Origin of the sequence: Bradyrhizobium sp. HKCCYLRH3099 (genome assembly GCF_051167855.1) — a bacterium.
Lineage (GTDB): Bacteria > Pseudomonadota > Alphaproteobacteria > Rhizobiales > Xanthobacteraceae > Bradyrhizobium.
In genome coordinates this window covers 78,325-92,486 of the sequence record NZ_JBNPTW010000020.1, presented here as the reverse complement: position 1 = coordinate 92,486, position 14,162 = coordinate 78,325, and the positions used below count along the sequence as shown (strand labels likewise).

General features: G+C 66.2%; 14 protein-coding genes. 3 read left to right on the top strand and 11 right to left on the bottom strand.

Annotation, left to right across the window (positions count from 1 at the left end; all coding sequences use genetic code 11):
• Positions 1-24 precede the first annotated feature (24 nt).
• The 8 genes from ACQR1Y_RS29210 to ACQR1Y_RS29175 are packed head-to-tail and all read right to left on the bottom strand — an operon-like array spanning position 25 to position 7,173.
• Positions 25-714, bottom strand: a complete 690-nt coding sequence (locus tag ACQR1Y_RS29210) for a YoaK family protein (protein WP_315779560.1) — start codon at positions 712-714, stop codon at positions 25-27.
• Positions 715-734: 20 nt separating this feature from the next.
• Complete coding sequence (locus tag ACQR1Y_RS29205) at positions 735-2,126, bottom strand: alginate export family protein (protein WP_434879103.1); 1,392 nt, start codon at positions 2,124-2,126, stop codon at positions 735-737.
• 22 nt (positions 2,127-2,148) lie between these two features.
• Positions 2,149-3,039, bottom strand: coding sequence for a glyoxalase (locus tag ACQR1Y_RS29200; protein ID WP_434879102.1), 891 nt, complete (start codon positions 3,037-3,039; stop codon positions 2,149-2,151).
• 27 nt (positions 3,040-3,066) lie between these two features.
• On the bottom strand, positions 3,067-3,492 hold the full coding sequence (locus tag ACQR1Y_RS29195) for a DoxX family protein (protein WP_434879101.1): 426 nt from the start codon (positions 3,490-3,492) through the stop codon (positions 3,067-3,069).
• Positions 3,492-5,369: an amidohydrolase gene (locus ACQR1Y_RS29190; RefSeq protein ID WP_434879100.1), complete on the bottom strand. Its 1,878-nt coding sequence runs from the start codon at positions 5,367-5,369 to the stop codon at positions 3,492-3,494. The genes ACQR1Y_RS29195 and ACQR1Y_RS29190 overlap by 1 nt, the downstream gene beginning before the upstream one ends.
• A complete protein-coding gene (locus ACQR1Y_RS29185) occupies positions 5,366-5,653 on the bottom strand; it encodes a XapX domain-containing protein (protein WP_434859536.1) in 288 nt (95 codons plus the stop codon). The genes ACQR1Y_RS29190 and ACQR1Y_RS29185 overlap by 4 nt, the downstream gene beginning before the upstream one ends.
• Positions 5,654-5,667: 14 nt before the next feature.
• On the bottom strand, positions 5,668-6,312 hold the full coding sequence (locus tag ACQR1Y_RS29180) for a hydrolase (protein ID WP_434879099.1): 645 nt from the start codon (positions 6,310-6,312) through the stop codon (positions 5,668-5,670).
• 36 nt (positions 6,313-6,348) lie between these two features.
• On the bottom strand, positions 6,349-7,173 hold the full coding sequence (locus tag ACQR1Y_RS29175; protein ID WP_434879098.1) for an alpha/beta fold hydrolase: 825 nt from the start codon (positions 7,171-7,173) through the stop codon (positions 6,349-6,351).
• Positions 7,174-7,323: 150 nt separating this feature from the next.
• On the opposite strand from ACQR1Y_RS29175, the gene ACQR1Y_RS29170 reads away from it, so the two are divergent.
• Complete coding sequence (locus ACQR1Y_RS29170) at positions 7,324-8,370, top strand: AraC family transcriptional regulator (protein ID WP_434879097.1); 1,047 nt, start codon at positions 7,324-7,326, stop codon at positions 8,368-8,370.
• Between the two features lie 17 nt (positions 8,371-8,387).
• Here ACQR1Y_RS29170 and ACQR1Y_RS29165 read toward each other — a convergent pair whose 3' ends face one another.
• Both ACQR1Y_RS29165 and thiD read right to left on the bottom strand, forming a co-directional pair.
• On the bottom strand, positions 8,388-8,846 hold the full coding sequence (locus tag ACQR1Y_RS29165; RefSeq protein WP_434859531.1) for a nuclear transport factor 2 family protein: 459 nt from the start codon (positions 8,844-8,846) through the stop codon (positions 8,388-8,390).
• 118 nt (positions 8,847-8,964) lie between these two features.
• Positions 8,965-9,765: a bifunctional hydroxymethylpyrimidine kinase/phosphomethylpyrimidine kinase gene (gene thiD, locus ACQR1Y_RS29160; protein ID WP_434879096.1), complete on the bottom strand. Its 801-nt coding sequence runs from the start codon at positions 9,763-9,765 to the stop codon at positions 8,965-8,967.
• A 122-nt stretch (positions 9,766-9,887) separates the two neighbouring features.
• Here thiD and ACQR1Y_RS29155 point away from each other — a divergent pair, with 122 nt between their 5' ends.
• Both ACQR1Y_RS29155 and ACQR1Y_RS29150 read left to right on the top strand, forming a co-directional pair.
• Positions 9,888-10,133: an Lrp/AsnC ligand binding domain-containing protein gene (locus ACQR1Y_RS29155; RefSeq protein ID WP_434859529.1), complete on the top strand. Its 246-nt coding sequence runs from the start codon at positions 9,888-9,890 to the stop codon at positions 10,131-10,133.
• 345 nt (positions 10,134-10,478) lie between these two features.
• Positions 10,479-11,543, top strand: a complete 1,065-nt coding sequence (locus tag ACQR1Y_RS29150) for a helix-turn-helix domain-containing protein (RefSeq protein ID WP_434879095.1) — start codon at positions 10,479-10,481, stop codon at positions 11,541-11,543.
• Here the strand turns inward: ACQR1Y_RS29150 and ACQR1Y_RS29145 are convergent.
• Positions 11,497-14,004: a bifunctional diguanylate cyclase/phosphodiesterase gene (locus ACQR1Y_RS29145; protein ID WP_434859527.1), complete on the bottom strand. Its 2,508-nt coding sequence runs from the start codon at positions 14,002-14,004 to the stop codon at positions 11,497-11,499. The two genes, ACQR1Y_RS29150 and ACQR1Y_RS29145, sit on opposite strands and share 47 nt — an antisense overlap.
• Between the last annotated feature and the right edge of the window lie 158 nt (positions 14,005-14,162).

Here is a 14,162-nt window from a genome sequence, read left to right as displayed (position 1 = left end):
CTGGCCGCGATGACGAGCTGGAGTTCAGCGCGCCGGCGGCGGACCAGCCATGCGCGCGACGAGCGTCAGCGCAGCGACAACAGGCGGGATCACGAAGCACCAGCTGCCGAGCCTGACAAACAGCAGCGCGGCCGCGCCGCAGCCGAGCGCGAAAGCCGCGACATTGACCGCCATCTGCACCAGCCGCGCGGGCGGCGGCGCCTGGCCCTTGTCGCCGACATAGATCTTGTCGGCGATGTCGATCATCACCTGCGTGGTGGTGCCGGTCATCAGGGTGGAGGGCGGCGAGGTCGGCAGATGGATCCGGTGCACGGCGTTCTGGATCGCCATCGCCGCCACCAGCACCATGCCGGTGAGGATCGCCTCGTGGCTGTCGCCGTTGTGGAACGGGCCGAAATGGATGGCGAGCGCGGCCCCGAGCACGAGTAACACAAGCTTGACGGCGATCAGGATCTCGAAGGCGCGCGACCATCGGCGCGACAGCAGCGTGCCCGTGAGCCGCGTCGCGATCACGACGACGCAGAACACCGGCAGCGCCAGCAGCTTTGCGATCGCGCCCGACGTGCCCAGCGCCAGCGCCGCGCCGAAGGTGACGAAGTTGCCGGTGACATGCGCCGTGAACAGGCCCTGCAGCGCCAGGAAGCCGGCGGTGTCGACATAGCCGGCATTGACGCTGAGCAGCAGCGGGACGATGCGCGAGTCGGTGGTTGCCATGGTGTTTCTGCCTTCCTTCGTCAGAGCGCGTATTTCAGCTCGACGCCGATGTAGTCGGAATCGTGGCCGCCGGCGCGGCGGAGCGTATCGCCGATGTCGTAGTGCACGGCTTCGATCGCGCCGGTGAGGTTGGCATTGAAGCGGTAGTCGGCGCGCAGCTGCGCATAGGCGCCGGACCACAGACTGCCCTGCCCGGCGGTGCCGGTGACCGCGACATTGGGCTGGACGTAGATCGCGTCCGCCGCCGTCGCGCGCCATTGCAGGCCCACCGCGGCCATGAACGACAGCGCGGCGGTGGGCTTCACCGTCAGCGACGGCTTGAGGTGGATCAGGTTGGTGTAGCCGGTGAAACCGGCGAGCGAGAAATAGTAGCCGTTCGGGAACAGCGGATTGAAGGTCTCGATCCTGTCGTCGCCGCGACGGCGGTCGCCGGAGGCGCCGTCGAGCTGCAGGCCGATGCGCGGCTGCCAGGCGACATCGGCGAAGGTGTAGCCGGCGCGCGCGCCGGCGCCCCAGGCGCGGATCTGCTTGGCGCCGACCGAGCCCGCCTGCCCCATGGCTTCGAGATCCCAGTCGAAGCCGGCGAGCTTGCCGGCGAAGCGGAGGTCCAGCACGTGGCGCTGCTCGAGGCCCGCGGCGTCGAGGAAGCGGGCATTATCGCGCTGGTAGTAGGAGTAGTACGCCGACAGCTCGTTGGTGCCGAGCACCTGGCGTTCGACGCGAAAGGTATGGAACAGGAACTTGCCGTTGGACGTATCGTCGAACGGCCGCACCAGATTGTACTGCACCGGCTGGCTGACGAAGCCGATGAAGCGCCAGGGACCGCTCTCCCAGTCGCCCCACAGCGCATCGAAGGACTGGCGCACGTTCGGCCCGTCGCGCGAGGAGACGAAGCGCTGCAGGTCGAAGTCGAAATCCTGCCGGCCGACACGGGCCTTGAACGTGCCCTGCTCCGTCGTGTTGACGTAGGCGAGGAAAGCCAGCCGGAGGTCGAGCGGGTTCTGGTCGACCGAGGTGATGTTCGCCTTGCCGAAGGCTCTCGCGTCCTCAAGCTGGACGAAGGCCTGCCAGTGCTCGTCGAAATGCGCGTCGGCATGGATCTGCAGCCGTTGCAGGACGTGGGAATCGGGCTTGGCGCCGCCGATGCCGAAGCTCGCCGCGTCCAGGCTCTCGAACCGCTCGCGCAGGGTCATGCCGAACGAGACGTAGCTCTGCGGCACGCCGGCCTGCAGCGGAATGTACTTGATCGGATCGAACGGCTGCGTGCGCAGCGCCGGATTGGCAAGAACGGACCAATCCTCCTGCCAGCGGTTGGTGCGGATGGCGGGACGGGCGTCATCGGCGACGGCCACGACGCACGACGCTGCGATCATCGCAACAGCGGCCGCCGTCCTCGTCAGTGCCTGACCCATCCCCACGCGTGTCCCCGTCGGGTTACTTTACCAGCGCGTGGATCTCCGCGACATAGCCGCCGGGAAACTGCACCAGCGCCTGCTCGCGTTTGTCGGCGGTGAAGGGCTCGACCAGCACGGTCGCGCCCGACGCCTTGGCCTTGTCGAGCGTGGCCTTGAGATCGGCGACCTCATAGCCGGTCATCTCGCGGCCGAACGGATATGGCAGATGGCCGTCGGTGACGAGTACGGTCATGCGGCCGAACACCGACTCGATGCGGATGCGCCGGTAACGATCGTTGGGACGGCCGATCTCGACGCCGGGCGCCTTGGCCTCGTCGGAAACGACCTTGCCTTTCGCAAAGCGCAGGAAGGCGCGCGTGAAGGCTTCGGCGCGATCAGCCGAGACATAGACGCGGTTCTCCGGAACCGTCTCGAACGCCGCATAGGACGGCTTGGTCGTGTGCCAGTAGAGCTGCATGTTGACGCCGCCCGGCCACTGGATCACGGCATCGCGGCCGATCGGATCGGGAAACGGCGAGACCACGACGTCGGCGCCGGCGGCCTTGGCCGCCTTGATGGCGGCGTCCATGTCGGTGACGAGATAGCCGGTGCGCTCGGCGCCGAACGGATATGGGATCGGAGTCTTGAAGCCGAACAGCGACACCGTGCCGACCGGCGTCTGCAACAGCTGCGAGGTCGTGCTGCTCGGCGTCGGCGTCACCGTCGCGACGACCTGCTTGGTGCTCTGGCCGCCGAAGGTGGCCAGGAAGCTGGTGACGAACTTTTCGACATCGTCGGGCGCGACATAGACATGCGTCGTGTCGTATTGCGCGCCGACGCCGATGAGGGGCGCAGCGTCCTTGGCGAGCGCGGGAGCGGCGAGCAGCGTGGTGGCGACGAATGCGCCGAGCAGATGACGGGAGCGGAGCATGACAACCTCAGACAAATAGAAACCGGATCAGGCGCGGCGGGCACGCCAGGACATGATGGACACGAGCACCAGGCCTGCGATCAGGCCGAGATGCTCGAAGAAGGAATTGAGCGCCATGAAGCGGTCATGGCCCTCCATGTGCCAGAAGTCGTTGGCGGTGAGCATCGCGACGAAGGTGAGCACGCCGAGCGCTCCGGCACCGAGCCAGACGAACCGGTTGACCACGACGAGCAGCGAGCCGATCAGCTCGACGGCGATCGCGGCGACCGCCCACAGCGCCGCCGGCCGCAGGCCGAAATGGGCCTGCTCGGCGATGGCACCGGGGAAGTCCATCAGCTTCTGGACGCCACCGATCAGATAGGCCGAGACCAGCGCGAGCCGGGCCGCCGGCCACAGCCACGGCCAATCGAGCATCCCGGCGATCGGCCGCGGCGTATCAGACATTGCGGCCATTACACCGCCCAGCAGGCGCAGCCGAGCGCGCCCCAGAAGCTCTTGAGATCAGCGACCGGCAATCGGCTCGACCATGAGCGTGCATGGTCGTGGCCGTGCAGGCCGCAGCTATTGGCGCAGCCGCACATCTGCATCGCCTGGGCGCGCACCGCGCCGGTGTCGTCCTTCGCGAGCCACGCGCCGTAGCCGCCGAAGCGGCGCACCGGCGACCAATCCGGCATCGCAGGCGGCGGCACCGCGTCGTCGAGCGTCTTGAAGTCCGATGCCGCGTAGACCACACGGCCGCCGACCATGGTGAGGTCGCTGGTGATGTCGGCGATCTCGGCCTCGGCGCAGGCGAAGAAGTCCCGATCCGGCACGATCAGATCGGCGAACTGACCGACCTCGATGCGGCCCTTCTTGCCCTCTTCATTGGAGAACCAGGTGACGTTCTCGGTCCACATCCGCAGCGCCGTCTCGCGATCGAGACAGTTGCGTTGCGGATACAGCCGCAGGCCGCCGACCGTGCGCCCCGTCACGAGCCACGACAGCGAGACCCAGGGATTGTAGGACGCAACCCGCGTCGCGTCGGTGCCGGCGGAGACCTTGACGCCCTTGTCCAAAATCTTCTTCACCGGAGGCGTCGCCTCCGCCGCGCCATGGCCGTAGCGCTCGACGAAGTACTCGCCCTGATAGGCCATGCGGTGCTGCACGGCGATGCCGCCGCCCAGCGCGGCGATGCGGTCGATCGACTGGTCGGAGATGGTCTCGGCGTGGTCGAAGAACCAGTTGATGCCGTCGAGCGGCGTGTCCTGGTTGACCGTTTCGAACACGTCGAGCGCGCGCGAGATGGTCTCGTCATAGGTCGCGTGCAGCCGCCACGGCCACTTGTTCTGCACGAGAATGCGCACGACCTCCTCGAGCTCGCCTTCCATCTCGGCCGGCATGTCCGGCCGCGGCACGCGGAAATCCTCGAAGTCGGCGGCCGAAAAGACCAGCATCTCGCCCGCGCCGTTGTGGCGGAAATAGTCGTTGCCCTGCTTGTAGGACGAGCTTTGCGTCCAGCGCAGGAAGTCGTCCTTCTCGCCCTTCGGCTTCTGCGTGAACAAATTGTAGGCGAGCCGGATCGTGAGCTGGCCGTCATCGGACAGCTTCTGGATCACGGCATAGTCGTCGGGATAGTTCTGGAAGCCACCGCCGGCGTCGATCGCGCCGGTCACGCCGAGCCGGTTCAGCTCGCGCATGAAGTGGCGCGTGGAGTTGAGCTGGTAGTCGAACGGCAGCTTCGGTCCCTTGGCCAGCGTCGCGTAGAGGATGGCCGCGTTCGGCTTGGCCAGCAGCAGCCCCGTGGGATTGCCTTGCGCGTCGCGCACGATCTCGCCGCCCGGCGGCTGCGGCGTGTCCTTGTCATAGCCGACGGCGCGCAGCGCGGCGCCGTTCAGGATCGCACGATCATACAGATGCAGCAGGAACACCGGCGTATCCGGCGCGACCGCATTGAGCTCGTCGATCGTCGGCAGGCGCTTCTCGACGAACTGATGCTCGGTAAAGCCGCCGACAACGCGCACCCATTGCGGCGGCGGCGTGATCGCGACCTGCGCCTTCAGCATCGCCATGGCGTCAGCGAGCGAGCGCACGCCGTCCCAGCGCAGCTCCATGTTGAAGTTGAGCCCGCCGCGGATGATGTGGAGGTGATTGTCGATCAGGCCCGGCAGCACGCGGCGGCCCTTGAGATCGATCAGCTTCGTCGCGGGGCCGGCGAGCTTCATGACGTCCTGCTCGTGGCCGACCGCCGTGAACACGCCGTCCTTGATCGCGACCGCATTGGCCTGCGGGTTGGAGCGGTCGAGCGTCGTGAACAGGCCGCGATGCAGGATGAGATCGGGATGGTCGCTCATGAGGCCTTCTCGTCTGGCGCAGGAGTGGTCGTGGTCTCCGCCCGGCCGTGATGGCCGGGCAGCAGGCCGAAGATGTGCGTGGCGCAGGCCGCCTTCTGCCAGGCCGCAGCAATGCTGCTGCCATCGAGGAGCTGCCGGCCCACGGGGATCACCTGCTCTCCGACGAGGATGCCGAGCAGGCCGACCAGCGCCACCAGAGGCGGCGCCGGCGAGCGGACCTGAAGCAGGCTGTAGATCACGCCGACCAGCAGCCCTGCCCCGAGCGAGAACAGATAGATCTTCATGGGATGCCTCAGCGCTACTTCGCGCCGCCTTCGGAGGCGTGCTCGCCAAGCGCCCATTTCGAGAAGCGGATCTGGATGCCGTAGGGCGAATGCGCCTTCAGGATTTCCATCATGCCGTCATAGGTCTCGGCGCGCGCCCAATCCTGCTGCAGCTCGAACGCGAACTGGCACGAGGTGATCGGCACCGCGCCGGCCTGCACCGCGCGATCCATCGCCCTGTTATGCGCCTCAAGAGAGAGATCGCCGCAGGCATCGGCCGGGATGTAGATCTCGTAGCCCTCGCGCAGCATGTCCAAGGTCGGGAACAGTACGCAGGCCTCGGTCCAGAGTCCCGCAATGATGAACTTCTTGCGGCCGGTCGCTGCGACCTGCTTGCGGAAGCCGGCGTCGAGCCAGGAGTTCATCGCCGTGCGGTCGACGATATCGTGCTCGGGAAACAGATCGGCGATCTCCGGCATGAACGGGCCGGAGAACGAATCCTTGGCGACCGTGGTGATCACCGTCGGCAGCTTGAACAGCTTGGCCGCCTTGGCGACGATCTGGATGTTGTTGAACACGCCGAGACGGTCGTGCGACTGCACGCCCTGATACATCGCCGGCTGATAGTCGATGAGGGCGACGGCGCAGTTCTGCGGCGTGAGCATTTCGAGCTTGGACATGAAGATCTCCGTGACAGACGTGTGATGCAGCGGGCGTCAGCCCTTGATGAAGGCCAAAAGGTCGGCGTTGATGGTCGCGGCTTCGGTGGTCGGCATGCCGTGCGGAAAACCCTTGTAGGTCTTCAGCGTGCCGTTCTTGAGCAGCTTGGCCGAGAGCGGCGCGGAGTCGGCATAGGGCACGATCTGGTCGTCCTCGCTGTGCATCACCAGCACCGGCAGCGTGATCTTCTTGAGATCCTCGGTGAAGTCGGTCTGCGAGAACGCGACGACGCCGTCATAATGCGCCTTGGCGCTGCCCATCATGCCCTGCCGCCACCAGTTCTGGATGACAGCCTCGGACGGCTTCGCGCCCGGTCTGTTGAAGCCGTAGAACGGGCCGGCGGCGACCTCGCGGTAGAACTCCGAACGCCGGGTCGCGGTCTGGGTCTGGAAATCGTCGAACACCGACTTCGGCAAGCCGCCCGGATTGGCCGCGGTCTGCACCATCAACGGCGGCACGGCGGCGATGATCGCGGCCTTGGCCGCGCGGCTCTCGCCGTGACGCGCGAGATAATGCACGACCTCGCCGCCGCCGGTCGAATGGCCAACATGGATGGCGTTCTTGAGGTCGAGATGCGCGGTCAGTTCCGCCAGGTCGTCGGCGTAGTGGTCCATGTCGTGGCCGTCGGAGACCTGGGCCGAGCGGCCGTGGCCGCGGCGATCATGGGCGATGACGCGGAAGCCATGATTGAGGAAGAACATCATCTGCGCGTCCCAATCGTCGGACGACAGCGGCCAGCCATGGCTGAACACGATCGGCTGACCGGTACCCCAGTCTTTGTAGTAAATCTCTGTACCGTCGTTGGTTTTGAGAACGGGCATGGTTTGTCTCCTGCGCCAGCCGCACGATCGCTCCGACGAATTTCGTATCGCGATCGCCAATTCCAGGTGCTATGCAGTCTCATGTGCACCTGCACAATGATCCGAGGACGCCAAAGCACTGGCTCCAGAAGCCATGGGGTAACCGAGGGGATGGCGCAGCTTCGATCCACATCGTCAGCCTGGATGCGTGGCGTCGCCAGCACGTTCAATGAGCAAGGCCTCGATGCGGCCGCGCTGTTCGCCGAGGCCGGCCTGTCGATCGCGGATCTCGAGGATTGCGATCGCCGCTGGCCCACGGAGGCCTTGAGCCGGTTGTGGGTGCTGGCGGCTGAACGCTCGGGCAATCCCGATATCGGCCTCGTCAATGTCGCAGCCCCACGCCCGCACAATTATGGCGTCGCGGGCTATGCGATGATGTCGAGCCCGGACCTGCAGACCGGCCTGACGCGCCTGATCCGCTACATGTGCCTGGTCAGCGATGCCGTCGCGATCACGCTTGAGGACGGCCAGGGCGGCCGCTGGGTGCGCACCGACGTCTATGGCGGCGAATGCCCGATCCCGCGGCAGCGCTACGACTACGGCATCATCAATCTGCTCAATCTGTGCCGCTGGATGCTCGACCGTCCGCTGACGCCGCTCGCGGCACGCTTCACGCATGAAGTGCCGCTGTCGATCGCGGCCTACAACAGGGCGTTCCAGTCACCGCTCGAATTCGATGCCCCGTTCAACGGCTTCCTGGTGTCGGATGAGGATCTCGCCTGCAAGCTGACGACCTCGGCGCCCGAATTGATGCCGATCCACGACCGCATCGCCGACGAGGCGCTGGAGCGGCTGGTCAAGACCGACACCGCGTATCGCGCGCGCGTCGCGATCGCCAGACTGCTTCCGGACGGCAGCCCGTTGCGCTCGGCCATCGCGGCTGCGCTTGGCTTGAGCGATCGGACCTTCCAGCGCAGGCTCGCCGACGAGGGCCTCTCGTTCAGCGATCTCGTCGACGAGACCAGGCGGGAGCTTGCCCAGCGCCATCTCGCCGATCAGCGCCTGTCGCTGACCGACATCGGCTATCTGCTCGGCTATGCCGATCAGAGCACGTTCTTCCGCGCTTCCAACCGCTGGTTTGGTGAATCGCCGGGCGAGTATCGGGCACGCATCAGCAACGGGCATTCGCGCGAGATCGAGGCCGCCCAGCAGAAGTGAGCGGCCGCGCCGCGGCGCTAGAACATGCCGTTGGTGTTGGCCGACTGCTCGGGGATCGGCTGCACCGAATCCCAGTGCTCTTCGATCTTGCCGTCCTTCAGGCGGAAGATATCGACGATCGCATTGCCGCGCGTGCCGGGCTCGCGGACGGCATGCACGCGCAGGATGACGAAATCGCCGTCGACCAGCACCTTGGTGATCTCGCTGCGGGATTGCGGATACTTCGCCTTCAGGAATTCGATGAACTTGCGAAAGCCTTCCGGGCCATCCTCGGCGCTCGGATTGTGCTGGATGTATCTGCCGAGATATTTCGAGGCGGCCGCGAAATCCTTGCGGTTCAGCCCCTGCTCATAGAAGTCGAGCACGATCTGCTTGTTGCGCTCCTCGTCGGCCGAATAGGCGCGCTCCGCCAGCGCGGGCGTCGCAACGATACCGGCAAGCGCAACAGCCAGCGCCGCGACGATTCCTGTCCTCATACAATCATCCCCTGATACCAAGCACCGTCCGTGATGATCGACGGCCCGTCTCCACGTAGCATGATCGATCGCCATCACGCGGATGGACCGCAGATTGCGGTCTCAAAACCGTGTGACCTCAGTAGAACCGGTAGAGATGATGCACCGGCCCGTGGCCATGACCGACCGTGAATCGATCGGCTGCCGCGATCGCGCCGGAGATGAAGGCCTTGGCGTTGCGCACAGCCGTCTCAAGGCTTTCGCCCTTTGCCAATCCGGCGGCGACCGCCGATGACAGCGAGCAGCCGGTGCCGTGCGTGTTCTGCGTGGCGACCCGCGGCGACGGCAGGGCAATGGTCTGCTCGGCCGTGACGAGATAGTCCGTGCTCTCTGCGCCCTGCCCGTGGCCGCCCTTGATCAGCACCGCCGGGCAGCCGAGCGCGAGCAGGCGCCGGCCCTGCGCGGCAATCGCCTCCTCGGAGGTCGCGACCGCCTCGTCGAGGAGCGCCGCCGCTTCCGGCAGGTTGGGCGTGATCAGCGTCGCCTGGGGGATCAGCCGGCGGCGCAGCGCGTCGATGGCGTCCTCCGGCAGCAGCCGGGCGCCTGACGTCGCCACCATCACGGGATCGAGCACCACATGCCTGGGCGTCCAGCGGTCGAGGCTCGCCGCGATCGCCTCGGCGATCGGCGCCTGCGCCACCATGCCGATCTTGACCGCGCAGACCGCGAGATCGTTGAACACGGCGTCGATCTGGGCCGCGACGAAATCGGGCGGCACCAAGTGCACCCCGGTCACGCCGGTCGTGTTCTGGGCGGTCAGCGCCGTGAGCACCGAGGCGCCGTAGACCGACAGCGCGGCAAAGGTCTTCAGGTCGGCCTGGATACCCGCTCCGCCCGAGGAGTCGGAGCCGGCAATGGTGAGTGCGACAGGGGTGCTCATGCTCCTCTCCTAGCGCGGGCCGGTCGCGCCCGGCAAGCAGGCCCGGTCGCCGGAGAAACCGTATCGACTTCGCCGGAAAACGCTATATTGAGGCTTGAAACGCCTTCCGGAGACCGTCTGCAATGGTTCCCTTCTTCGTCCAGATCAAGTGCAAGCTCGGCCAGTCCTACGTCGTGGCCAATGCGCTGGCAGAGGCCGAAATCGCCTCGGAGATCTATTCGACGGCGGGCAATTACGACCTGCTGGTGAAGTTCTATGTCGACAACGCCACCGACATCGGCCACTTCGTGAACGAGAAGGTGCAGGTGCTGCCGGGCATCCAGGACACCCATACCATCATCACGTTCAAGGCCTTTGGCGCCAGCTAACGCCGGCCGTTCGACGCTGACCGCGACAAAGGCGCCCGTCGTCACCGACGGGCGCCGAAGTCCTCAAAATGGGTCAAGCATGGTTTCGTCATGAAAGACGATGGTGGCCGATCCCGGCCTCGCGCCAGATGATCTTGGCGGGGCGGAAAGCCGGGACCCTTCGACCGCGAGGGGCAACGGGGGGACCGTCGAACAGTCCGGCTTTCCTTTTCCGCAACTTGGCGATAGGCGTCCTATAACGGGTGCCCGGCGGACCGGGTCAAGGCGAGCGAGCCGTCCGAGACAAACGATCAAGACATTGAGACGAACGCTCAAGACAGTCTGCGACGTCGTGTGAAGAGTGAGATGACAGCCGTTTCGTCCCTGCTGCCGAGTTACGGCTTCTCAGCCGCGCAGATGGACACCGAGACCAACATTGCAGCCTGGCGCGAGGCCGTCTCGACGTTCTTCGACGTCGACGAGCTCGCCTACGGCGAAGCCGAGCCCTTCAGGGCCGATGTCTTGTCCTACGCGCTGGGCTCCATCCTGCTCGGATCGGCTCGCGCCAGCAGCCAGCGCTTCCGGCGCTCGGCGGAGACGATCGTACGCAGCGGCGTCGATCATGTCATCGTGCAGCTCTACGTCAGAGGCGGCTACACCGGCGTCGCGGGTCAACGCGCCATCAAGGTCGAAGCCGGCGATCTCTGCGTTCTCGATCTCGCCCAGACACTCGAAACGCGTGCGACGCGTTTCGAGAACCTGACCATGGTGGTCCCGCGCCCCATGTTCGACGCCCGTCTGCTGCAGGTCGAGGATCTGCACGGGCTGGTGCTGCCGCGTGACGGCGCCATGGCGCCGCTGCTGGCGCGGCATTTCGGCGCACTGCTCGAATGCGCCCCGCGGATGAGCTTCGACGAGTGCCACGCCGTGGTCGACGGCACGATCGCGCTCATCTCGGCCTGCCTGCGCGGCGAGCTCGAGCGGCGCGATGTCGACCGCAGCGTGACGGCCGACGCCTCGCTGCTGCGCATCCGGCAATACATCGAGTCCCAGCTGGCGAGCCCCGAGCTGAGCGCCGACGCCATCGCGCTGCATTTCGGTCTGTCGCGCGCCTCGCTGTACCGGCTGTTTGCGCCGATCGGTGGCATCGCCGACTATATCCGCAGCCGGCGGCTGCATCGCGCCTTCTTCGATCTCGCCGGCACCGGATCGCGCCAGGTGCGCATCAGCGAGGTGGCGCGGCGCTGGCAGCTCGGCACCGACGCGCATTTCACCCGGCTGTTCAAGACCGCCTATGGCATCACGCCGAGCGCCGCGCGCGAGGCGGCCATTCTGGGCCTGCCACGGCCGCAGGCCGACGCGGAGGCTGAGCCGGCCTCGCCGCTCAGCCGTTGGATGCGAGGGATAGCAGCGCCCCGGACCGGGGAATGAGCGCGACCACGGCCGCCGGGCGCGGATCGCCCTCCTCCGCAGCCACCTCGGTCTCCTGCGCGTCGTCCTGGTCGGTGCCGACGCGCGCGATCTCCAGGTGCTTCTCGAGCTGCTCGACCGGCATCGGCCGGCCCAGCAGATAGCCTTGCGCGAAGTTGACGCCGAGCTCGCGCAACTGCTTCAATTGCTCCTCGGTCTCGACGCCTTCCGCAGTGATCTGGATGCCGAGGCCGCGCGCCAGCGTGACGACCGAGGAGATCACGGCCGCGCTTTCGTCGCGAACGCTGAGATTGGCGACGAACGATTTGTCGATCTTGATCTTGTTGAAGGGGAACGCGGTCAGCGAGCGCAGCGACGAATAGCCGGTGCCGAAATCGTCGAGCGCCAGCGAAATGCCGAGGCTCTTGAGCCGGTCGATGAAGCTCTCGTTTTCAGCGGCGCGCTCCAGCAGCACCGACTCGGTGATCTCGATCTCCAGGCGCTTCGGATCGAGGCCGGAGCGTGCGAGCGCCGACTGGATGACGTCGAACAGTTCCGCCTGCTTGAACTGGACCGGTGACAGATTGACCGCGACCTTGAGATCATCGGGCCAGGCGGTGGCGTCGTCGCAGGCGCGACCGATGATCCACTCGCCGAGCGGCACGATCAGTCCGGTCGATTCCGCCAGCGGAATGAACTTGTCCGGAGGCACCAATCCCTTGACCGGGTGACGCCAGCGCACCAGCGCCTCGACGCCGCGGCGCTCGCGCGTGTCGGCGTCGTAGAACGGCTGGTAGTGCACCTCGAACTGACATTGCGCGATGGCGTCGCGCAGGTCGCCTTCGAGCGTGTTGCGCGCCTCGAGCTCGGCGGACATCGCGTCGTCATAGAGCGTGTAGCAGCTGCGGCCGGCGGACTTCGAGCGGTACAGCGCGAGGTCTGCCTTCTTGAGCAGATGCTCCTGGTCGTGGCCGTGCTCCGGGGCCAGCGAGATGCCGATGCTGGTGCCGATCTCGACGCGCTGTCCGCTGATCTGGAACGGCTCGGCGATCAGCCTGGTGATGCGCTGGGCGAGCTCGGTCGCGGCCAGGCGCTGGTCGCCGGCACCGGCCTGGATCAGCGCGAACTCGTCGCCGCCGAGGCGGGCCAGCACGTCCTTGGAACGAAGCTGCGAGCGCAGCCGCTGTGCCACCTGCACCAGCAGCTCGTCGCCGGCGCCATGGCCGAGCGAGTCGTTGACGTTCTTGAAGCGGTCGAGGTCGAGCAGGAAGACGGTGAAGCGGCCGTTCCTCTCGTCGTTGATGCGCTCCATCTCCTCGAGGAAGAAGGCGCGGTTCGACAGCCCGGTCAGCGCGTCGGTCTGCGCGAGCTCGAGCACGCGGCGGTTGGCGAGCGCGAGCTGCTGCGCGTTCCGGCTCGACAGCGCGAGATAGACCGCGAGGAAGATGGTCGTCGCCAGCCCGGCCGCATACAGCGCAAGCGCCCTGTTGTGGCTCACGACCAGGCCGCCGCCGGCAGGCGCGGCCTGGAACACCCAATCGGCATCGCCGATGCGCAAGGTGGTGGACCAGATGCTCGGATCGGCCGGCCAGCGCTGCGGATCGACGCCGGAGGCATTGATGACGCGCTCGGGCGGCAGCAGGTTGATCTGCAGTGCCGGGCTGTTCGGATTGTTCGCACGCACCGACTGCAGCAGCATCGGCAGATCGAACACGCCGACGATGAAGCCGGAGAGATTGCGGCGGCGGTCGGCCACCGTGGTGCGCGACGTGCCCTTGGCATAGACGGGGATGCCGATCATCACCGCGTTGTTGCGCTCGTTCTGATTGATGAGATTCTGCCGCGTGCGCAGCGCGCCGATCACGTCGTAGTCGCGCGACTGCTCCAGCACGGCGCGATGATCGGGGATGCTCCAATAGTCCAGGCCGTAGACGGGCGAGGTCTTGGCCTCGGTGGAGAAATAGACCGGGAAGTATTCGTCACTTTCCGGCGCGACCGTGCCATCCGGATAGGACTTGATGCGGAAGGCCGGGACGCCGTCGGTGATCGCGGCGGCTTCATATTCGCCGCGCTCCTTGCGCTTGATGCGCGGCAGCCAGGCGAGGCGCAGCATGCCGCGATGGGCTTCGAACAGACGCGCGCTGAAGGTCTGATACTCGCTGCGGGTGATGTCGTCGTTGGCGGATTCGAAGCGGGTGCGCAGCGCGGTCAGCCGGCTGACATATTCGTTGACGCCGTTCTGCACCAGGATCGCCTGGGCTTCGGCGACACCTTCGAAGTCGGTCCGCGCCAGCCGGTTCTCCCAGCGGCCGACGGCCACCGTGCCGACAACTGACAGCACCACGCCGATGCACGCGGCGATGATGGCGGGACGATAGAGCCGGTATTTTGATAACGACGCGCGTAGCCTTTCACGCCCGCTACCGTTGCGAGCATCATCACGTCGTTGCAGCGTCGGTGCGCTGTACTCTTCAACCTGCAATATGGCCCCCGCCTGACGGCTGCCCCTCACTCACACGAGGGACATGACGCTCATGCTCGCTGCCTGAAGTTAAGGACGGTCAAAGATGATCAGTTGCGGAGTACCAGAAACCAGGGCTTGGTTAACGGCTGACTGTCGATGCACGGTCAAAACGCGAT